Annotated in this window: 21 protein-coding genes; 10 read left to right on the top strand and 11 right to left on the bottom strand. The window is 65.2% G+C overall.

Annotation, left to right across the window (positions count from 1 at the left end; genetic code table 11):
- Nucleotides 1-30: 30 nt before the first annotated feature.
- The gene (locus tag EJ903_RS12215) at nucleotides 31-252 is read right to left on the bottom strand and encodes a hypothetical protein (RefSeq protein WP_126615557.1); all 222 of its coding nucleotides are present in this window, start codon (nucleotides 250-252) and stop codon (nucleotides 31-33) included.
- A 275-nt stretch (nucleotides 253-527) separates the two neighbouring features.
- Here EJ903_RS12215 and EJ903_RS12220 point away from each other — a divergent pair, with 275 nt between their 5' ends.
- Nucleotides 528-1,037 carry an invasion associated locus B family protein gene (locus tag EJ903_RS12220; RefSeq protein WP_126615559.1) on the top strand — a complete coding sequence of 170 codons (510 nt, stop codon included), beginning with the start codon at nucleotides 528-530 and terminating at the stop codon, nucleotides 1,035-1,037.
- Between the two features lie 108 nt (nucleotides 1,038-1,145).
- Here the strand turns inward: EJ903_RS12220 and EJ903_RS12225 are convergent, their stop codons facing one another.
- Nucleotides 1,146-1,559, bottom strand: coding sequence for a hypothetical protein (locus EJ903_RS12225; RefSeq protein WP_246015505.1), 414 nt, complete (start codon nucleotides 1,557-1,559; stop codon nucleotides 1,146-1,148).
- A 57-nt stretch (nucleotides 1,560-1,616) separates the two neighbouring features.
- A complete protein-coding gene (locus EJ903_RS12230) occupies nucleotides 1,617-2,567 on the bottom strand; it encodes a pseudouridine-5'-phosphate glycosidase (RefSeq protein ID WP_126615561.1) in 951 nt (316 codons plus the stop codon).
- 379 nt (nucleotides 2,568-2,946) lie between these two features.
- Between EJ903_RS12230 and EJ903_RS12235 the strand changes: the two genes are divergently transcribed.
- From EJ903_RS12235 to sigJ, 8 genes are all read left to right on the top strand, one after another.
- On the top strand, nucleotides 2,947-3,402 hold the full coding sequence (locus tag EJ903_RS12235; RefSeq protein WP_126615563.1) for an RrF2 family transcriptional regulator: 456 nt from the start codon (nucleotides 2,947-2,949) through the stop codon (nucleotides 3,400-3,402).
- Nucleotides 3,403-3,478: 76 nt separating this feature from the next.
- The gene (cysK, locus tag EJ903_RS12240; protein ID WP_126615565.1) at nucleotides 3,479-4,438 is read left to right on the top strand and encodes a cysteine synthase A; all 960 of its coding nucleotides are present in this window, start codon (nucleotides 3,479-3,481) and stop codon (nucleotides 4,436-4,438) included.
- A 190-nt stretch (nucleotides 4,439-4,628) separates the two neighbouring features.
- On the top strand, nucleotides 4,629-5,408 hold the full coding sequence (locus EJ903_RS12245) for a hypothetical protein (RefSeq protein ID WP_126615567.1): 780 nt from the start codon (nucleotides 4,629-4,631) through the stop codon (nucleotides 5,406-5,408).
- A gap of 63 nt (nucleotides 5,409-5,471) precedes the next feature.
- Complete coding sequence (moeB, locus tag EJ903_RS12250; RefSeq protein WP_126615569.1) at nucleotides 5,472-6,272, top strand: molybdopterin-synthase adenylyltransferase MoeB; 801 nt, start codon at nucleotides 5,472-5,474, stop codon at nucleotides 6,270-6,272.
- 29 nt (nucleotides 6,273-6,301) lie between these two features.
- Nucleotides 6,302-6,760 (top strand): DsrE family protein, encoded by a 459-nt coding sequence (locus EJ903_RS12255; protein ID WP_126615571.1) that lies wholly within the window; start codon nucleotides 6,302-6,304, stop codon nucleotides 6,758-6,760.
- A gap of 6 nt (nucleotides 6,761-6,766) precedes the next feature.
- Entirely contained in the window at nucleotides 6,767-7,072 is a 306-nt protein-coding gene (locus EJ903_RS12260; protein WP_126615574.1) for a hypothetical protein, read from the top strand.
- A gap of 92 nt (nucleotides 7,073-7,164) precedes the next feature.
- Nucleotides 7,165-7,611: a carboxymuconolactone decarboxylase family protein gene (locus EJ903_RS12265; RefSeq protein WP_126615576.1), complete on the top strand. Its 447-nt coding sequence runs from the start codon at nucleotides 7,165-7,167 to the stop codon at nucleotides 7,609-7,611.
- Nucleotides 7,612-7,619: 8 nt separating this feature from the next.
- Nucleotides 7,620-8,531, top strand: coding sequence for an RNA polymerase sigma factor SigJ (gene sigJ / locus EJ903_RS12270; protein ID WP_126615578.1), 912 nt, complete (start codon nucleotides 7,620-7,622; stop codon nucleotides 8,529-8,531).
- On the opposite strand, the gene EJ903_RS12275 is transcribed toward sigJ, so the two are convergent.
- From EJ903_RS12275 to EJ903_RS12285, 3 genes are all read right to left on the bottom strand, one after another.
- Nucleotides 8,520-8,960 (bottom strand): response regulator, encoded by a 441-nt coding sequence (locus tag EJ903_RS12275; protein WP_126615580.1) that lies wholly within the window; start codon nucleotides 8,958-8,960, stop codon nucleotides 8,520-8,522. The genes sigJ and EJ903_RS12275 overlap by 12 nt on opposite strands.
- A gap of 25 nt (nucleotides 8,961-8,985) precedes the next feature.
- Nucleotides 8,986-9,675 (bottom strand): HAD family hydrolase, encoded by a 690-nt coding sequence (locus tag EJ903_RS12280; protein ID WP_126615582.1) that lies wholly within the window; start codon nucleotides 9,673-9,675, stop codon nucleotides 8,986-8,988.
- A gap of 101 nt (nucleotides 9,676-9,776) precedes the next feature.
- Nucleotides 9,777-10,211 (bottom strand): Fur family transcriptional regulator, encoded by a 435-nt coding sequence (locus tag EJ903_RS12285; RefSeq protein WP_126615584.1) that lies wholly within the window; start codon nucleotides 10,209-10,211, stop codon nucleotides 9,777-9,779.
- Nucleotides 10,212-10,497: 286 nt separating this feature from the next.
- On the opposite strand from EJ903_RS12285, the gene EJ903_RS12290 reads away from it, so the two are divergent.
- Nucleotides 10,498-11,697: a sensor histidine kinase gene (locus tag EJ903_RS12290; RefSeq protein ID WP_246015507.1), complete on the top strand. Its 1,200-nt coding sequence runs from the start codon at nucleotides 10,498-10,500 to the stop codon at nucleotides 11,695-11,697.
- A gap of 11 nt (nucleotides 11,698-11,708) precedes the next feature.
- Here EJ903_RS12290 and EJ903_RS12295 read toward each other — a convergent pair whose 3' ends face one another.
- The 5 genes from EJ903_RS12295 to EJ903_RS12315 all read right to left on the bottom strand — a co-directional run bounded on the left by EJ903_RS12295 (nucleotide 11,709) and on the right by EJ903_RS12315 (nucleotide 17,344).
- Nucleotides 11,709-12,251, bottom strand: a complete 543-nt coding sequence (locus EJ903_RS12295) for a hypothetical protein (RefSeq protein WP_126615588.1) — start codon at nucleotides 12,249-12,251, stop codon at nucleotides 11,709-11,711.
- A gap of 83 nt (nucleotides 12,252-12,334) precedes the next feature.
- Nucleotides 12,335-12,514, bottom strand: a complete 180-nt coding sequence (locus EJ903_RS12300; protein WP_126615590.1) for a hypothetical protein — start codon at nucleotides 12,512-12,514, stop codon at nucleotides 12,335-12,337.
- Nucleotides 12,515-12,926: 412 nt separating this feature from the next.
- A complete protein-coding gene (gene htpG / locus EJ903_RS12305) occupies nucleotides 12,927-14,801 on the bottom strand; it encodes a molecular chaperone HtpG (protein ID WP_126615592.1) in 1,875 nt (624 codons plus the stop codon).
- Between the two features lie 154 nt (nucleotides 14,802-14,955).
- Entirely contained in the window at nucleotides 14,956-16,578 is a 1,623-nt protein-coding gene (locus tag EJ903_RS12310; RefSeq protein ID WP_126615594.1) for a YdgA family protein, read from the bottom strand.
- Nucleotides 16,579-16,672: 94 nt separating this feature from the next.
- Nucleotides 16,673-17,344: a glutathione S-transferase family protein gene (locus tag EJ903_RS12315; RefSeq protein WP_126615597.1), complete on the bottom strand. Its 672-nt coding sequence runs from the start codon at nucleotides 17,342-17,344 to the stop codon at nucleotides 16,673-16,675.
- Nucleotides 17,345-17,497 lie beyond the last annotated feature (153 nt).

Below are 17,497 nucleotides of genomic sequence, written 5' to 3' on the forward strand. Positions count from 1 at the left end.
GTGGTGAGGCCCGGCGGCTGGCGTTCGGGGTTATTGGCCTTGAGGAACGGCGGCCAGCCGTTGCGGGATCAGCGCGCTCATGACGCGGCTCTGGTCGTCCAGCCGACGAGCCTGTTCGTCCAGCCGACCATCGATCCGCGACAAGAGCTGATGAACCAACGAGAGGGTGCTTTTGATCTCGGTGATTTCACCCGCTTGGCGGTGCTGCTCGGCTTCAATGGCGGCGAGGCGTTGATCGGTGTTGGCTGACATCGCGCGATCCTTCGGGGCGCATTCCTTTGGGGTGGGCGCTTCGCCCCTCCGACACCTCAAAAATTGGACCAACGCGCTTGCCTGTCAACCCTTCGTTTCATTCGTCTGATCGGTGCCCGGCGTCGCTGGGGGGAATGGGCGGGGCGTGTGCGCCTGGTCGCGTGTCAGCAATCCTTTGATCCGCCGCCCCTTGCGGCAACACACGCCTTGCGCGCCGTCGATCCCCGGTTATCATGCCCGCTCACGACAACCGGAACGGCGGCAAGGGGTCTGCGATGGGTTGGAAAGGTCTTTTGGGCGGGTTGGTGATGGCGGTGATGGCCGCTGTCGGTGTCCAGCCCGCCGCCGCTGCGGATTTTTCCAAGGCCGATCTGGGACCGGAAGGGGCCTGGACCAATCAATGCGATGTGGACCGGATGACCGACAGCAAGGTCTGTCGCCTGATGGTCTACCGTCTGTTTGATGACGGCAAGGAGGTCGGCTTCATCGCCTTGAGCGTCATTCCGACCGGCAGCGACTATCACTTGTTTTTGACCACCAGCCAGGGGCTGGTCGATTCCTGCGCCATCCGGGTGGATCGCCAGCCGCGCATCGAATCGCACATCGCCACGCTGAACATGTGCATGTTCCCGAACTTCGTGTCGGGCCGGGTCGCCGACCAGTTCCGCAACGGCTCGTCGATCCTGGTCCGCGTCAATTTCGTCAAGGCGGGCAAGCGCGACATCGATTTCCCGCTGAACGGCTTCTCGCGGAATTTCGAAGAGATGCAGCGCAACCTGCAATGAGGGGAGTCGCCCGACTTCCGGGTGGGCATGAAAAAGGCGCGTTCGACCGTCGGTCGGCGCGCCTTTTTGCTTTTGGAAACGGTAAGGGATTGAGCCAGAAGGCGCGGTTCAATGCCGGGTGCGGGCCGGGGTGACGTAGACGCCATCCCAATCAACCCCGAGCAGGGCGTCGTCGCCCGCCGCCTCCACCAACTCATCGTAGTCGTTGGCGTCGATCAGGCCAAAGATCGAGGCGGTTCCGTTGGCGTCCAGATCGCACGTCACCACACGCCCGCCAACCTCGACGGAGGTGAAATAGACCTCCGGCAGTTCCAGACTGTCGAGATCGCAGGTGACGGCCTGTTCGATGTCGTGGATGGCGCGCGCGCTCAAGGAGGAGCGCAGCGCGGCAGCCTGGGAGGCCCAGAGGATGCGGGCGACCCGCGCGGCCGGTTGGGCATCGACCGAAGCGGCGCTGCCGTCGGTCTGGTCGGTCACGCCAACCGGCTGGACATCCGCAACCGGGCTGTCGGGTGCGCGCATGAACATATCTCCGCAGTCGAACGAAACCACACTCACGCCTAGGGGGTTAACGGGTTGTTAAGACGGCGTGCGGGGCGCACCGGATTCCGCCCTTTTCAACGCGCTCAGGGCGGTCGCGATGGCGGCGCCCACCCGCGCGTTGTGGCGAATCAGCGCCATGTTGGCGATCAGGCTGCGCCCTTGCGTCAAGCGCTCCAGCCCGGCCAGCAGATGCGGGGTGATCGCCTTGCCGGTGATGCCCTGCGAGTCGGCCTCGGCCAACGCCTGTTCGATCGCCTGCTCCATGGCGTCGGCGTCCAGTTCGTCGGCGGCGGGGATCGGGTTGGCCAGCAGAACGCCGCCCTCCAGCCCCAAATCCCATTTGGTCTTCAGGATCGCGGCGACCTCGGCGGGGCTGTCGCAGCGCTGATCGACCGGCAGGCCGCTGCGGCGGCTGTAGAAGGCGGGAAACTCGTCGGTCTGATAGCCCAGAACCGGCACGCCGCGCGTTTCCAGCACCTCCAGCGTCTTGGGCAGGTCCAGGATGGATTTGGCCCCGGCGCAGACGACGCAGACCGAACTGCGGGCCAACTCGTCAAGATCGGCGGAAATGTCGAAGCTGCGTTCGGCCCCGCGATGCACCCCGCCGATGCCACCGGTGGCGAACACGGCGATTCCGGCCAGACGCGCGGCGATCATGGTGGCGGCCACCGTGGTCGCTCCCAAGCTTCCGGTGGCGAGCGCGATGGGCAGATCGCGGCGGCTCAGCTTGCGCGCCGCGCGCCCGGCGGTGGCCAGCCGTTCCAGCGCCTCGTCGTCCAGCCCGACGCGGATGCGCCCATCCATCACCGCGACGGTGGCGGGAATCGCCCCGGCGCTGCGCACCTCCGCCTCCAGCGCGCGGGCGGTGGCGAGGTTGTCGGGGTAGGGCATGCCGTGGGAAATCACCGTCGATTCGAGCGCCACCACCGGGCGGTGGTCGGCCAGCGCGTCGGCGATCTCAGGCGTCACGGTCAAAACACGGTGCATGGCGGGTGTCCGTTGGGCGTTGGTGGGGGCGGGGTCAGTGTAGGCGCTTGCCCCGGTTGGCTCCATGCTTTCGCCTTTGGGTGCCGGTGGCGCGGTTTGAGGGGTGTGCTGATCGTGTGGATGGATCGGGCTGGTTTCACAAACGGTGTGAAACCCGGATCGGCGGGCGTGTTGCGGATTTCCAGTGTAATTTTCTGCCAACGACTGGACAATTCGGCTTGTGAAATACCGTGGTGTCCGTGTAAAAAATCACCATCCAACAGGCCAGCGCTGGGGGAGGCGATGCGCGCCATCCGGGCACGCCCCGCCCGCGCGCTGGAACCGGGGCCGGGCCGTGCGCCAGGGTCCTCTTCATCCGTGTCCTTCAGGGGTGGTCGCGATGCTCCGCATCTCCAAAAAGCTGATGTTCGCCATCGAGGCGGTTCTCGACATCGCCTACAACGCGGGCACCGAGCCGGTGCAGTCCGGGGAAATCACGCGCCGCCAGGGCATTCCGAAACGCTATCTGGAACAGGTGCTTCAGCAATTGGTGCGCGACGGCGTGCTGGCCGGGGTGCGCGGGCCGCGCGGCGGCTACCGGCTGGCGCGCGAACGGCGGCGCATCACCCTGGGCGAGATCGTCCGCGTCGTCCGCTCGATGGAAACCGCGTCGGACCCGATCGAGGAACCGGCGGGGTCGATTTTGGGCCACAAGGTGGTTCGGCCCTTGTGGGGTGAGCTTCAGGAAGAGACGATGAAGCAGCTCGACACCATCACCATCGAGGATCTGTGCATGCGCGCCCGCGCCGCCGGTGTGGAAAGCGAAACCGAAGACCGCATCGACTTTACGATTTGATTCGGCCTGTGGGACGGGTAAATTCCAATCCAGGTCGTTGAAATCGGAAAAAACAACACATCACAGAGGTGAAATCATGGCTGCTCCCGAGTTTCGCGGCAAGATTTACGACAGCGTCCTCGACACCATCGGGGCCACGCCGTTGGTTCGCCTGTCGCGTTTGGCCGCCGACGCGGGCGTCAAGGCGCAGGTCGTTGGCAAGCTGGAGTTCTTCAACCCGCTGGCCAGCGTCAAGGATCGCATCGGCAACGCCATGATCGAAGCGGCGGAAGCCGCTGGCACGATCCAGCCGGGCCGCACCACGCTGGTGGAGCCGACGTCGGGCAACACCGGCATCGCGCTGGCCTTCGTCGCCGCCGCCAAGGGCTACCGCCTGATCCTGACCATGCCGGAAAGCATGTCGGTCGAACGGCGCAAGATGCTGAAGCTGCTGGGGGCCGAACTGGTGCTGACCCCGGCGTCGGAAGGCATGAAGGGGGCCATCCGCAAGGCCGAGGAGATCCTCGCCGCCGATCCGAACGCCTTCCTGCTCCAGCAGTTCAAGAACACCGCCAACCCGCAGGTTCACCGCGTCACCACCGCCGAGGAAATCTGGGCCGACACCGCCGGTGCGGCGGACATCCTGATTTCCGGTGTGGGGACCGGCGGCACCCTGACCGGTGTGGGCGAGGTGCTGAAGCAGCGCAAGCCCGGCTTCCGAGTCGTCGCGGTGGAGCCGGAAGACAGCCCGGTCCTGTCGGGCGGCATGCCCGGCCCGCACAAGATCCAGGGCATCGGGGCCGGCTTTGTCCCCGACATCCTCAAAAAGGATCTGATCGACGAGGTGGTGCGCATCTCCAACCAGCGTGCCTTTGAAACCGCCCGCAAGGTCGCCCGCCTGGAAGGCGTGCCGGTCGGCATCTCGTCGGGCGCCGCGCTGGCGGCGGCGCTGGAGATCGGCGCGCGCCCGGAGAATGAGGGCAAGCTGATCGTCGTCGTTCTGCCGTCCTTTGCCGAGCGTTACCTGTCCACCGCCCTGTTCGAAGGGCTGGAATAAGGCGCAAACCGCCGCGTTGGGGGTGTGTGCCCCAACGCGGCGGACACTCCGTTCGGTCGTGCGCGCTCCCTGGAAAATAGGGCACGCAATTTGACTTTTTCGCCGCATTTTCGTATTTTCAAGGCTGATTGTCCGTGCTGGTGGTTGGCTCAACACCGTGACGCGGTGGTGTGCTGATCGGGAGATCGCCATGAGCGTGTCCATACCGAACCTGTCGCTGTCGAATTTTTCGCAGCTGAAGGGCAAGACGACTGGCGTCGCCGCCAATGGCGCGCCCGCCGATTACCGCACCTTCACGGTCAGCAAGCCCGGCGAATTCAATTTCAAGATCAACAACAGCTTCACCAACGTCGACATCGTCGACACCAGCACCAACAAGGTGATTGCCAACCTGCGGTCGCAGCAGGACGCCACCGACGTCAGCGCGCGGTTGGGGCCGGGCACCTATTCGGCGGTCATCTCCCAAGCCAACCGCACGGCGGGGCAACGCGATTACTCGTTGGACGTGACGGAAAAGCAGAACATCCTGATGACGGCGGGCGGTGCCGTGATGAAGGGCACGGCGCAGCCACCCGGCAACGGCGACACCGGCATTCAAAAGCACAACATCACCGTTGTTCAGGGCGGCAGCTTCACCGCCAACTTCACGTTGCCCAACTCGCGCTGGGCGATGATGACCAAGGAGGGGAAAGTGGTCGCGTCCAGCGACTCCTCCAACCCCGACGGGCAGGATTTCTTCAAGAAGCCGACCTACAAGATTGATCCCGGCGAGTATCAGCTCGTCATCATCCCACCGTCGAAACTGTCGTCACCAACACCCTTCCAGTTCAATTTCGTGCCGCGCGATCCGACGGTTCAGGCCAATGGAAGCACCACCCAGGAAAGCGAGATTTCCAAGACGCTGCGCGAACGCCAGGTGCGTTTGAAGCAGTGGGCGGCGGAAGCCAAGAGTTCGTCGACCAAGGCCTGAGCCTGACGCGCACCAGAGTCCGGCGCTCGGTGCGCGCTGGTTGCGCCGCTGCGTGTCTGCGCTATGCTGTCGGCCATGGACTTCACCGACGATCAACTTCACCGCTATTCCCGCCACATCATCCTGCCCGAAGTGGGCGGGGTGGGACAGGAACGGCTGTTGCGTTCCAAGGTTCTGGTGGTTGGGGCCGGGGGGCTGGGCGCGCCGCTGCTGCTCTATCTGGCCGCCGCCGGGGTTGGCACGCTGGGCGTGGTCGATGACGATGTCGTTGACCGTTCCAACCTGCAACGGCAGGTCATCCACGACGAATCCGGGCTTGGCCGTTTGAAGGTGGAGAGCGCGGCGGCGCGGATCGCCGCGCTCAACCCCGATGTGCGGGTGCAGGCCCACCCCACGCGGATCACCCGCGACAACGCGCTGGAGTTGATCGGCGGGTATGATCTGGTCGCCGACGGGTCGGACAATTTCGCCACCCGCTTTTTGCTGAACGACGCCTGTTTTCTGGCGAAAAAGCCGCTGGTTTCGGCGGCGATCTTGCGGTTTGACGGGCAAATCAGCAGCTACAAGGCCCATCTGGGCGCGCCGCACCCCTGTTACCGCTGCCTGTTCCCCGAACCGCCGCCGCGCGGGCTGGTGCCGTCCTGTTCGGAGGGTGGGGTGCTGGGCGCGTTGGCCGGGGCGGTCGGCTCGCTCCAGGCGACGGAGGTGCTGAAGGAACTGTTGGGGCTGGGCGAAAGCCTGTCGGGCAGCCTGCTGATGATGGACACGCTGCACGCCTCCTTCCAGCGCATCGGTTTCAAGCGCGATCCGGCCTGCGCGCTCTGCGGCGACCATCCGACCATCCACGATCTGTCCGCCCATTGACCGGGCGCGGCCCGTCTTCGAGGTTCATCATGGCTGACCAGCCAACCGCCCCAGCGGCCCCGTCGGGCCTTGCCATCGTTGTGTTCGCCGGGGGCTTTGACCGCGTGCATTACGCGTTGGTGATGGCCAGCGCGGCGGCGGCGACCAACCGACCCGTCACCCTGTTTTTCACCGGCCGCGCCCTGCTGGCGCTGAGGCGGGAGGATGAGGCGGGCGCGCCGGGCTGGCATGGCCTGGATCCCGCCGACGATGGCAGCGCCCCGGCGGAGCGCGACCGCTTTTTCACCGGCAACGGGCTGGCCGGGTTCGACGAGCTGCTGTCCGCCTGCGTGGCGCTGGGCGTCACCGTGATGGCCTGCGAGATGGGGATTCGCGCGCTTGGGCTGCCGTCCGGCGCGCCCCTGCGCCCCGATGTGCCGGTGACGGCGGGCGGCGTCGTCACCTTCCTCAACGACGCGCCCAAGGGCGGCGCGATGCTGTTCGTGTGACGATCCATGACCACCACCGATGCGACCCCGGCCGATGCGACCCCTGCCGACCAGGCCCACGATGACATCCGCGCTGTCCTCGACCTTGCCAACCGGTTCGAGGCCATCGCGGCGGACGGGTTCGAGGGACGGCCCTATCGCGCGGCCCTGGCCGCGCTGGCCCAACAGGTGACGGCGCAGCCGGGCATGGCCCCGCGCGTGGCCCACGCCCTGGGCATCATGATCAACCTGATCGGCGAGAGCGACCCGGCGGGCCGCTTCGCCGCCAAGATCGCCATCCTGCGCGAAGGGGTGGGGTTGCTGGAGGGGTGATATGCGCCGGGCGGGGATCGGCCATGCGTCACGTTTGCGGTTGCCGGTCCGTCTTGTCGGTGATTGCAACGCCAAAAGGATCGGACCCGATCATGGACAGCCGCTTCACCGTTTTCGCCGACGCCCCCGCCCTTTACAAATCCCTGGTCGCCGTCACCGCCGCGCTCAACGCGTCGGTGCTGCCCGCCGGGTTGAAGCATCTGATCGATCTGCGGGTGTCGCAGATCAATGGCTGCGCCTTCTGCATCGCCAAGCACAGCGAGGAAGCGCTGCGCGATGGCGACCGCGCCGAGCGGCTGGCGGCGCTCCCCCATTGGGCCGAGTCGCCGCTCTTCACCCCGGACGAACGCGCCGCGCTGACCTGGGCGGAGGCCCTCACCCGCAGCGAGGCTCATCGTGTGGATGAACTGCACGCCGCGTTGGGTCGCCATTTCAGCGCCGAACAGATTGCTGTCCTGACCGTGGCGGTGGCGGCGATCAACGCCTGGAACCGGGTGGGCATCGCCCAATTCCGCGAACCGGTCGCGGCAGCGGCCTGAGTCGGCGCGTGAGCGGGGCAACGGATCGTCCGGACCACGCCCCGCTCGCCCTGTTCGCGGGCGAGCGGGGGCGCTTGCGGGCCTTGGCCTACCGGCTGTTGGGATCGGTGGCGGAGGCCGACGACGTGCTGCAAGACGCCTGGCTGCGGTGGAGCGCGGTCGAAGCGTCGGCGGTCGCCTCCGCCCCGGCGCTGCTGACCACCATCGTCACCCGGCTGGCGTTGGACCGGCTGCGCGCGGCGCGCGCGGTGCGGGAGCGCTATTACGGGCTGTGGCTGCCCGAACCCGAGGTGTCGGTGTGGGAGGAGGAGGCCGACGAGGCCGACTCCACCCCCATCGCCCTGATGCTGCTGCTGGAACGGTTGGGGCCGGATCAGCGCGCGGTGTTTGTGCTGCGCGCGGCCATGGATCTCGATTACGCCGACATCGCCCCGATTCTGGGAAAATCGGTGGAGGCCTGCCGCCAGATCATGCGGCGGGCGCGCGAGAAAATGCGGGACGTGGACGAGTCCGGGCCGCCGCGCAGCCAGACCGCCGGGCGCAAGCTGGCCGCCGCCTTTGCCGAGGCCAGCCAACGCCGCGATTACGCGGGCATCGTCGCCCTGCTGGCGGACGAGGCGCAGTGGTTGAGCGACGGCGGCGGCGTGGTGCGGACCGCCATCAACCCCCTGCGCGGCCCTGACCGCATCGCCCGCTTCATCCTGGGCGTTCAGCGCAAGCGCAACAAAAGCTATGGCTTCACCCCCGTGCGGGTGAATGGCGGGCCGGGCCTTCTCGTCACCTTCGGCGGGACGTTTCACGCGGTGTGGGGGATGGAGATCGCCGACGGGCGGATCGCCCGGCTCTATCAGGTGTCGAACCCGCACAAGCTCGGGCATGTGGTCCGGCCCGCTGCGGACACGGCCCCGTCAGCGCTGTAGCGACTCCAGCCAACGGTCGAGCTGGTCGAGGTTGACCGGGCGGTGCAGGACGGGAAAGGGTTCGTCCCCCGCCGCGCCGACCGTTTCCCCGCCGACACCCTCCGGGCTGGCGGTGACAAGGATGCGGGTGTGGGGGTAGAGCATCGCCGCGAGCGCGGCGGTGCGCTCGCCGCTGCCGTCCGCGCCGTGGCGTTGCAGCAGGGCGACGCTGGGGGCCTCCGACCCGATCAGGGTCAGGGCGTTCATGCCGTCGCTGGTCGCCGACACGCGGAAACCGCGCGCGGTCAGATGCTGGATCAGGGTGGCCCGCTGCTGGGGATCGTCATCGGCCACCAGCGCGCGCCGACCGCCGGGTTCGGGCGTTTGGATGTCGGCGTCAATGCTGAACACCGCCGTCTCCTTGTCGCGATCGGGGCGAGGATCGTTCATCAGGGTTTGACGATAGACAGATGCGCTAAGGTTGTAAACCCGGCGTGGGTTGGGGTTTTCCCCGCTTGATCGTCACCACCTCACCGCGCTGCATCAGGGCCAGCATCGGCAGGTCGCTGGGGCGGTTGCCATAGCCCCAGGTGGTTCCGATCGGGGCGTGCTCCTGCATCCAGGCGCGCACCCGGTCGGCCTTGTCCCGCCGCACGCAATTGCCGGTGCTGAGCCGCCCGGTCAAACGGTCGTCCACCACCTCCATGCCGGTGGCCAGCAGATCATCCACGCCCAGGCCGCGCAGCAGGGCGGGCATGTACAGGTCCAGCGCCCCGGTGGCGACGACCACGCGGCGGCCGTGACGTTGGTGGGTCTTCAGGATCTCCAGAAGCGGCGCGTGCCAGCGGACCCGCCGGACCATCCGTTCGGCGGCGGCGGCGGCGTCGGCCAGCGGCAGGCCGCGCAGGGTGCGCTTCAGATAGACCGCCTTGACCGATCCGGGAAAATCCACCCCCGGCCCCTTTCCCCGCACATGGCGGTGCAGGCAGGAGCGGATGGCGTCGGCCAGGGCCAGGGCGGCGCGGCGCTGCCCGATCACCTCACCCACGAACATCGGCAGGCTGTCGCCGTGGATCAGCGTGCCGTCGAAATCGAAAAACGCCACGCCCGGGGCATCATGGTCGATGCCGGGCGGCGGCGGGGTGGGGAGAGCCGTGGTCTGCATGGCCGGGTTATCACGCCGGGTGGCGGAAAAGGGCAAGCGGATTCCCGCAGGATCAGGGGCGATCCGTGATGACCAGGAGGCCGGACGATGGGGAGAGGCGCTCAGGCCCCGTCGCCGGAGTCGCTGCGCCGGTTGCGCGGCACGCCGTACAGCTCCAGCCGGTGGCCGATCAGGTCATAGCCCAGCTCGCGGGCGATGGCCTCCTTCAGCCGTTCCATCTCCTCGCTGGTGAACTCGATCACCTCACCGGAATTCACATCGATCAGGTGATGGTGATGGTCGGTGCGGGTGCCTTCGTAGCGGGCGCGGCCATCGCCGAAATCCAGCCGGTCGATGACGTGCGCCTCTTCCAGCAGCCGCATGGTGCGGTAGACGGTGGCGATGGAAATCCGGTGGTCGATGGCGGCGGCGCGGCGGTGCACCTCTTCCACGTCGGGGTGATCGGTGGCGTCCGACAGCACGCGCGAGATCACGCGCCGCTGGTCGGTCATCTTCAACCCCTTCTGGACGCACAGATCTTCAATGCGCGACGTCATGACGCTCCCCTGCGATGGCGTGACGGATGGGAGCCTGTCCCCCGCCTCCCGGCAAATACCCGACCATCATACTGTGTTTCAAGCCGATTCTCAAACCGTCACGCGGGCCGTTACGCGGGCCACCGCCGTGGCGGTCGGGGGGAAAGGATGGCACGCGCATGGCCGCTTTGACATCGGGATTGAAACCAATTGCTCATAAACCACTGTTACCGTTTTCCTAACGCTTAAGCGGGCCGGATCGCCCCCGGCTGGCGTTGGCGGCGGTGTTTGGGAGGCTCAAGCCATCGTGACGTCCCCTCCAGTGAACGGTTCGGCCCCGTCCTTGGGCGATGGAGAGGCGGTCTACACCGCCGCCGGGTTGGCCGTGCCCGTGGCCCCGCTGGCGGCGGACGGGCTGTGCGGGGACGCGCGCGACCGTTTCGCCCGCAAAGCCGATCTGTGGGCGCTGGCGGTGGTCGGGCGCGACGGTTGTCCGGTCGGGCTGGTGGAGCGTCACGCCCTGCTTTCCGCCTGTGCAACCACTCCCGACTGCGACCAGCGCCCCATCACCGAGGCGATGGATCCGGCCCCGCTGCTGGTCGAAGCCGCCTTGCCGTTGGGGGAGGTCGGGCGGCGGTTGGCCCGTTTCCGCCCCGCCCCCGGGCATGGCAGCTTCATCGTGGTGGAGGCCGGTCTTTACCGGGGCTTGGCGACGGTGGCCGATCTGATGCTGCTGTCTGCCGAACAGTCCGACCTGCGCGCCCGCCAGTTGGAGGCGGCCCGGCGGCAGGCCGATCAGGCCAACCGCGCCAAGACGGCCTTTCTGGCCAACATGAGCCATGAGATCCGCACGCCGCTCAACGCCATGATGGGCTTTGCCGAAATCCTGGAACAGGAGGTTCTCGGCCCCCACACCATCCCGCTCTACGCCGAATACGCCCGCGACATCGCCGACAGCGGGCGGCACCTGATGGATCTGATCAACGATCTGTTGGACCTGTCGAAGGCGGAGGCGGTGCGGCTGGAGCTGTCTGAAACGCGGATCGATGTGCCGCGCGTGGCGGCCAGCGGCGCGCGGCTGCTGTCGGAACGGGCGTCGCGCAGCGGCGTGCGCATCGTCAGCACCGTGCCGACCGATTTGCCGCCCCTGCGCGCCGACGAACGCAAGCTGCGTCAGATGCTGCTGAATCTGCTGTCGAACGCGGTGAAGTTCACCCCGCGCGACGGGGTGGTGACGGTGGGTGCCCGCATCGCCAACACCGGTGCCCTGTGGCTGTCGGTGCACGACACCGGCATCGGCATGTCGGGATCGGAGCTGGCGCGGGCGATGGAGCCATGGGGGCAGATCGACAGCGCGCTGGGCCGTGGCCATGTCGGCACCGGTCTGGGGCTGCCCCTGACCAAATGCCTGATCGAACTGCACGGCGGGCGGCTGGACGTGGTCAGCACGCCCGAACGTGGCACGACGATGTCGCTGATCTTCCCCGCCGCGCGGGTGGAACGCTAAATAAGGTTCAGTTACTCTTCACAGCCCATTGGGCCACCATAGGCTTTGATAAAGGATGTCATCATCCAACAAGCCCATTCATCTGTCATGAAGCTGTTCTCATGCATGCAAATTTGGAAATCACGCTCTAGATTTCCAGTTTGACTTGTGTCTTTGACGCCTGCAAAAGCGCAAATTAGCTTAAAAGTAAAGTCAATAAACATTTTCTCCATGAAATCATCTGATAAATCAGCAGATTTTTGGCTAAATAAAGCAGCCCAATTGTGTTCTGTGCACGTTTTCAGAAGTAGAGCGCATATCTTCTCTTGGTTTATTCTCTGATCTTTTTTGTATGCGTTCCTTACTTTAAACAAGGAAACATTGTAAAAATATGCCTTAACAAGATTGCTTGCGCCATCTTCTTTAACGCACACAGCATCGGATAGATTGTGATCACGCAGAGCAATGCGATTGCATGTCTTAACACTAATCTCCGCAGTTTTTTGAACAACATCGATACGGTTTAATTTCTTGAAATCGGAGGGTTGAAAATCATCAACGGAATACAATGGCATGATACCGCATTCTAATTGCAAAAATGGCAGCTCTAGTGAGCTGCCATTTCAATTGATTCTGTTTATCAACAAGAAAAACAGGTCTACTTCGTTATGGCATCATAACGACGAATGCCATCCGCAATAAGCTTTTCTTCGTTTTCGATCAGGAAGCGCAGAACCTTGCCATCATCATGCTCCGGTGATGAGTTTGTCATCTTCAGATCGTCAAGCGTACGTTCACGGCTTGGAGCAGACTCTAGTGTGGTTGAAGGAACCGTCATGGCATTTGACCGAAGTTAAACCTTTTCCAGGTGATAGATTGAATCCTCCCCCATAGAGGCCAACTCACCTTACTTTAAAAATTATATAGACCTATTCCTGCTGCCTTTCAATCAGGATAAATCAAAAACAAAGGTGAAAAAATCCTATATAAATACAATTGGATGATTTCGGTTAATCCGTTGATTTGGCTTAGAGCGTCGCGCCAAAAAAGTGGCGCAACACGGCGCTCTAAGCCTTGATTTATCGAGAAAATTCACGCGTTGAATCGATTCTGATTTAACGCGATCTGCCCCCAAATGCATACATAGGAAGTCATTGAGAAATATCAGATATAGGAAGTTGAAAAACAAGCAAGGCGGTCTCCCGCCTTGCTGAATTCTCTCTTGATCAATGCCTCTTGTGGTCAGCCCCTTACGCCAGACCCTTTTCCATCGCACCGGCCATGCGGCGGGCGAAGGCGGCGGGGTCGGGGACCGGTTCGCCTTCAACGATGCGGGCCTGATCCAGCAGCAGCCACGCCGCATCCTCCAGCGCCGTCGCCGCGCCGTCGGCCTTGGCCCGGTCGGCCAGACGCTTGATGAGCGGGTGGGCGGGGTTGATTTCCAGGATGCGCTTGGCGGTGGAGCCGCCCAACTGCTTGTGCTGCTTCAGCAGGCGTTCCAGATGCATGTCCATGTCGTTGTCGTCCGACACCAGACAGACGGCGCTGTTGGTCAGGCGTTCGGACTTGCGGACGTCCTTCACCGAGTCGCCCAGCGTCAGCTTCAGCAGGGCCAGCAGATCGACGACCTCGCCGTCGGGGGTCTTGTCCTCCGGCTTGTCCTCGCCGCCCTGGATCTTGCCCAGATCGGCCCCGCCGCGCGTCACCGACTTGAAGGGTTTGGAGTCGTAGACGCCGACCGACGGCATCCAGAACTCGTCCACCGGGTCGGTCAGCAGCAGGACCTCCACGCCCTTGGCCTTGAAGCCTTCCAACTGCGGGCTGCGCAGCAGGCTGTCCACATCCTCACCCGAAATGGTGTAGATGGCGTCCTGGCCCTCCTTCATCCGCGCGACATACTCGTCGAGCGAGACCAGCCCGTCGCCGACGGTGGAGCGGAAGCGCAGCAGCTTCATCAGCTCGTCGCGGTGCTCGTAATCCTCGTACAGACCTTCTTTCAGGACCGCGCCGAATTTCTCCCAGAAGGTGGCGTATTCGGCGGCCTTCTCGCTGTCCTTGGCCTTCTTGGCCAGCTCCGACAGGATGCGGCGGGTCAGACCGGCGCGGATCTTGGCCAGCATCGGGTTGTGCTGGAGCATCTCGCGGCTGATGTTCAGCGGCAGATCCTCGCTGTCCACCACACCCCGGACGAAGCGCAGATAGGGCGGGATCAGCCCCTCGGCCGCGTCGGTGATGAACACGCGCTTGACGTACAGCTTCACCCGGTGGGCGCGTTTGGGGTCGAACAGGTCGAACGGCTTGGTCGAGGGGATGAACAGGAGGTTGGTGTATTCCAGCGCCCCTTCCGCCCGCCAATGCAGGGTCAGCCACGGCTCGTCAAAGGCGTGGCCGACATGGTGGTAGAATTCCTTGTACTGCTCCGCCGTGATCTCGTTCTTGGAGCGGGTCCACAGGGCCGACGCGCTGTTCAGCGCCTTGGCGTCCTCGCCCTCGCCGAACAGGATGGGGATGGCGATGTGGTCGGAGTATTTGCGGACGATGGCCTGGAGCCGGTGCTCCTCCAGATACTCGTCATCACCCTCGCGCAGATGCAGGATGATCTTGGTGCCGCGCGGCAGGTCGGCGACCTCGGCGATGGTGAACTCGCCCTTGCCGTCGGACTGCCAGCGCCAACCCTGGCTGTCCCCGGCCTTGCGGGTCAGCACCTCCACCCGGTCGGCGGCCATGAAGGCGGAGTAGAAACCGACGCCGAACTGGCCGATCAGGTTGACGTCCTTCTTGGCGTCGCCCCCGTTGGCCTTCAGCGAATTCATGAAGGCGGCGGTCCCGGAGCGGGCGATGGTCCCGAGATTGTCGACCAGATCCTGGCGGTTCATGCCGATGCCGTTGTCGGCGACGGTCAGGGTCCGCGCCTCCTTGTCGGCCAGCAGGCGGACCTTCAGATCGGGGTCGTCGGACGAGAGTTCAGGCTGGGTCAGCGCGGCGTAGCGCAGACGGTCGCAGGCGTCGGACGCGTTGGACACCAGTTCGCGCAGGAAGACTTCCTTCTCGCTGTAGAGCGAGTGGGCGACGATGTCGAGCAGACGGCTGACCTCGGCCTGAAAACTGAGCCGTTCCTCGGTCATGGTGGGCACCTTCATCCGTGTGGTGGGCGTGATCTTGAGACGGCGGAGATATGTGAAAGCGGCTCCGCCGTTCAAGGGGGAACGGCGCGCAAAAACACATCGGGCCAAGGGGATGATCCCTTGGCCCGGCGCGGTTGGTGCGGTGATGGCGCGCTTACTTCTTCGGCTTGCCCGCGTCCGCCGGGGCCGGGGTGGGGGCGGAGGTCTGGGGGCCGCCCAGCAGCGGGGCCATGTCGCCGCCGTTCAGCAGCAGTTGGCCCGCCTCGGTCAGCTCGATCTTGTAGCTGCGCAGCTCGGCCCCGCTCTCGTCCTTGCTGATCTGGCCCATGGCCTGGAGCATGCCGATCATGCCCAACGCGTCCTGCGCGTCCTTGTCCAGCTTCTTGCCGGGGGCGGGTTGCAGGGCCTTGGCCGCCGCGTCCAGCCCCTTCAGCAGGATGGTGACGCCGCCGACGACGCCGAAATCGGATTTGGGGGCCACCCGCATCGCCCCGGTGGCGGTCCCGGTGGTGGCCGGGGTTTCGACCTTCAGCGCGTCGAGTCGCAGTTCGGCCCCGGCGTCCACCAGCGCGGCCATGGTCCGGGCGATCACCGCGTCGGGCGTGGGCAGCGGGGTGGCTGGGGCCGGGGCGGTCTTGGCCTTGTCCCCCTTCTTCGGCTTCGGTTCGGCGGAAGCCTCCATCGACAGGGCCAGATCGCTCACCCCCTGCCACAGCGCGGCGTTGGGCAGCTTGGCCACCGACAGGCCGACCTCGACCGTCTTCGGGACGAAGGCGACGGGGGCGGCCAACGGAGTCATGGTGAAATCGCGGGCGGACAACCCGGCGCTGATGGTCGAGAAATCCTGATCCAGCGCGGCGACGCCGGTGGAGACCGACAGATGGCCCAGATCGATCTTGGTCCCGTCGCTGGGGTCGGTGCCGCTCAGGCCGGACAGGGTGAAACGGCTGTCGAAACCGGCGATGGTCCCGCGCAACACGGGCAGGATCTCCGCCACCTTCGGCGGCTTGCCGGTGGCGGACACGCGCTGTGCCATCGTCTGCAAGGCGTTGATGCGCGAGAAATCGGCGCGGGTGTAGGTGTTTTCCACCGACAGACCGGCCATCTTGAAGACGTCGCGCTTCTTTTCGTCGGTGGCGATGATGTTGCTGAATGCGAAGTTGGAGGGGCCTGACCAGGTCGTCGGACCGTCGGCCTTCAAATCCTGCTTCAGCACCACCCCGCCGATGGTCAGACCACCCTTGCCGTCCGGGCTGGTCACGGCGACGTCGTTGAACGTCCCGTCCATCGTCAGCATGGTTTCCAGCGCGGCCGACCACACGCCGCTGAAGCTTTGGCGGCCCAGCGTGACGGTGGCGGCGTCCTTGTAATCCTCCTCCTGCTCGTCAAAGCTCTGGACGAGGATCTTGTTCGGCAGGGTGACGGACACGCCGAATTGACCGCCGTCGCGCGGGGTGACGCTGAGCAGCACGGTCCCGACCTCGATCCGCAGGCCGTCGCTTTCCGCCGCCAGACGGGGCAGGGCGATGTCGTAATGGTCGCCCGACACCTTGACCGTCGGTTCCCCATCCCATTCGAAGCTCACGTCGCTGTCGTCGGTGCCGGGCGGCATCCAGCGGGTCAGCCCGCTTTTCAGCGTGCTGGCCAGGGCGCGGGCACCCGCGTCATCGACCACGGGCACGTCGGCGCGCACCGGTGACCACGCGGTGACGGCCAGCGCGAACAGGCCGCCCGCCAACAGGCCAGGCGCAACGGAACGGACGGATGGACGACGCATCGGTGGTCTCCCTTTGGGAATGGTTTGAACCAGTTAACCCTGATATTCGACGTTGGTCCACCCCCACCGAAACGGAGGATCGGGTTGACCTGTGTCAGAAATCCAGGTCCGCGTAATGGCGGGGGGGCGGGCAACCGGTGATGTTGTCGGCCAGGATGGCGCGGAAGCTGGGGCGCGACTTGATCCGCGCGTACCAGTCCTTGGCCTCCGGGTTCTTGTCCCACGGCACGTTGTCGATGTAATCGACGCAGGACAGCGCGGCGGCGGCGGCGATGTCGGCCAGGGTGAAGGTCGGACCGGCCAGCCAGGGGCGGCGTTCCGACAGGAAGGCGATGTAATCCAGGTGGTAATGGATGTTGGCCAACCCGGCGCGGATCGCCGGGGCAAAGGGATGGCCCTGGCCCGACAGCCGTTTCATCAGCTTTTCGCCGACCAGATTTTCCGTGACCTCGCGGTCGAACTTCAGCAGGAACCAGTCGGCCAACCGCCGCACCTCCGCCCGGTGCACCACGTCGCGCGGCAGCAGCTGGGTGTTGTCGGGGTAGGCCTCCTCCAGATACTCGATCAGCGCCCAACCGCCGACGATGACCGCGCCATCCTCCTCCACCAGCACCGGAACCTCGGCGGCCGGGGTCATGCGCAGGAAGGCGTCGCGCCGTTCCCACGGGCGTTCGATCACCGGCTCGAAAGGAATGCCCTTTTCGGCCAGCGTGATGCGGACGACGCGCGACAGCACGTTCAGCGGGTGATGGTACAGGATCCTCATGGCGGGCGGACTTTAGCGCAACGCAGCAGAGGAAAACAGCCCGCGCGTGCGCCTCCCTCTGTGGCGAAGCTGACGCAAGGCCAAACCTGTTGATTGTGGGGAAAACGAAAACGGCGGCCCGGCAAGGTGCCGGACCGCCGCTCTCAGGGTTGC

It is taken from the genome of Azospirillum griseum (assembly GCF_003966125.1).
Taxonomy (GTDB): Bacteria; Pseudomonadota; Alphaproteobacteria; order Azospirillales; family Azospirillaceae; genus Azospirillum; species Azospirillum griseum.

What these genes read in the sequence shown, in the direction of transcription:
- EJ903_RS12255 (WP_126615571.1), top strand. Translation starts at nt 6,302, where the DNA reads ATGGCTGACCAGCCAACCGCCCCAGCGGCCCCGTCGGGCCTTGCCATC.
- EJ903_RS12280 (WP_126615582.1), bottom strand. Translation starts at nt 9,675, where the DNA reads ATGCAGACCACGGCTCTCCCCACCCCGCCGCCGCCCGGCATCGACCAT.
- cysK (WP_126615565.1), top strand. Translation starts at nt 3,479, where the DNA reads ATGGCTGCTCCCGAGTTTCGCGGCAAGATTTACGACAGCGTCCTCGAC.
- EJ903_RS12215 (WP_126615557.1), bottom strand. Translation starts at nt 252, where the DNA reads ATGTCAGCCAACACCGATCAACGCCTCGCCGCCATTGAAGCCGAGCAG.
- moeB (WP_126615569.1), top strand. Translation starts at nt 5,472, where the DNA reads ATGCTGTCGGCCATGGACTTCACCGACGATCAACTTCACCGCTATTCC.
- EJ903_RS12295 (WP_126615588.1), bottom strand. Translation starts at nt 12,251, where the DNA reads ATGCCATTGTATTCCGTTGATGATTTTCAACCCTCCGATTTCAAGAAA.
- EJ903_RS12235 (WP_126615563.1), top strand. Translation starts at nt 2,947, where the DNA reads ATGCTCCGCATCTCCAAAAAGCTGATGTTCGCCATCGAGGCGGTTCTC.
- EJ903_RS12315 (WP_126615597.1), bottom strand. Translation starts at nt 17,344, where the DNA reads ATGAGGATCCTGTACCATCACCCGCTGAACGTGCTGTCGCGCGTCGTC.
- EJ903_RS12220 (WP_126615559.1), top strand. Translation starts at nt 528, where the DNA reads ATGGGTTGGAAAGGTCTTTTGGGCGGGTTGGTGATGGCGGTGATGGCC.
- EJ903_RS12275 (WP_126615580.1), bottom strand. Translation starts at nt 8,960, where the DNA reads ATGAACGATCCTCGCCCCGATCGCGACAAGGAGACGGCGGTGTTCAGC.
- htpG (WP_126615592.1), bottom strand. Translation starts at nt 14,801, where the DNA reads ATGACCGAGGAACGGCTCAGTTTTCAGGCCGAGGTCAGCCGTCTGCTC.
- EJ903_RS12260 (WP_126615574.1), top strand. Translation starts at nt 6,767, where the DNA reads ATGACCACCACCGATGCGACCCCGGCCGATGCGACCCCTGCCGACCAG.
- EJ903_RS12230 (WP_126615561.1), bottom strand. Translation starts at nt 2,567, where the DNA reads ATGCACCGTGTTTTGACCGTGACGCCTGAGATCGCCGACGCGCTGGCC.
- EJ903_RS12245 (WP_126615567.1), top strand. Translation starts at nt 4,629, where the DNA reads ATGAGCGTGTCCATACCGAACCTGTCGCTGTCGAATTTTTCGCAGCTG.
- EJ903_RS12285 (WP_126615584.1), bottom strand. Translation starts at nt 10,211, where the DNA reads ATGACGTCGCGCATTGAAGATCTGTGCGTCCAGAAGGGGTTGAAGATG.
- EJ903_RS12300 (WP_126615590.1), bottom strand. Translation starts at nt 12,514, where the DNA reads ATGACGGTTCCTTCAACCACACTAGAGTCTGCTCCAAGCCGTGAACGT.
- EJ903_RS12265 (WP_126615576.1), top strand. Translation starts at nt 7,165, where the DNA reads ATGGACAGCCGCTTCACCGTTTTCGCCGACGCCCCCGCCCTTTACAAA.
- EJ903_RS12310 (WP_126615594.1), bottom strand. Translation starts at nt 16,578, where the DNA reads ATGCGTCGTCCATCCGTCCGTTCCGTTGCGCCTGGCCTGTTGGCGGGC.
- EJ903_RS12225 (WP_246015505.1), bottom strand. Translation starts at nt 1,559, where the DNA reads ATGCGCGCACCCGACAGCCCGGTTGCGGATGTCCAGCCGGTTGGCGTG.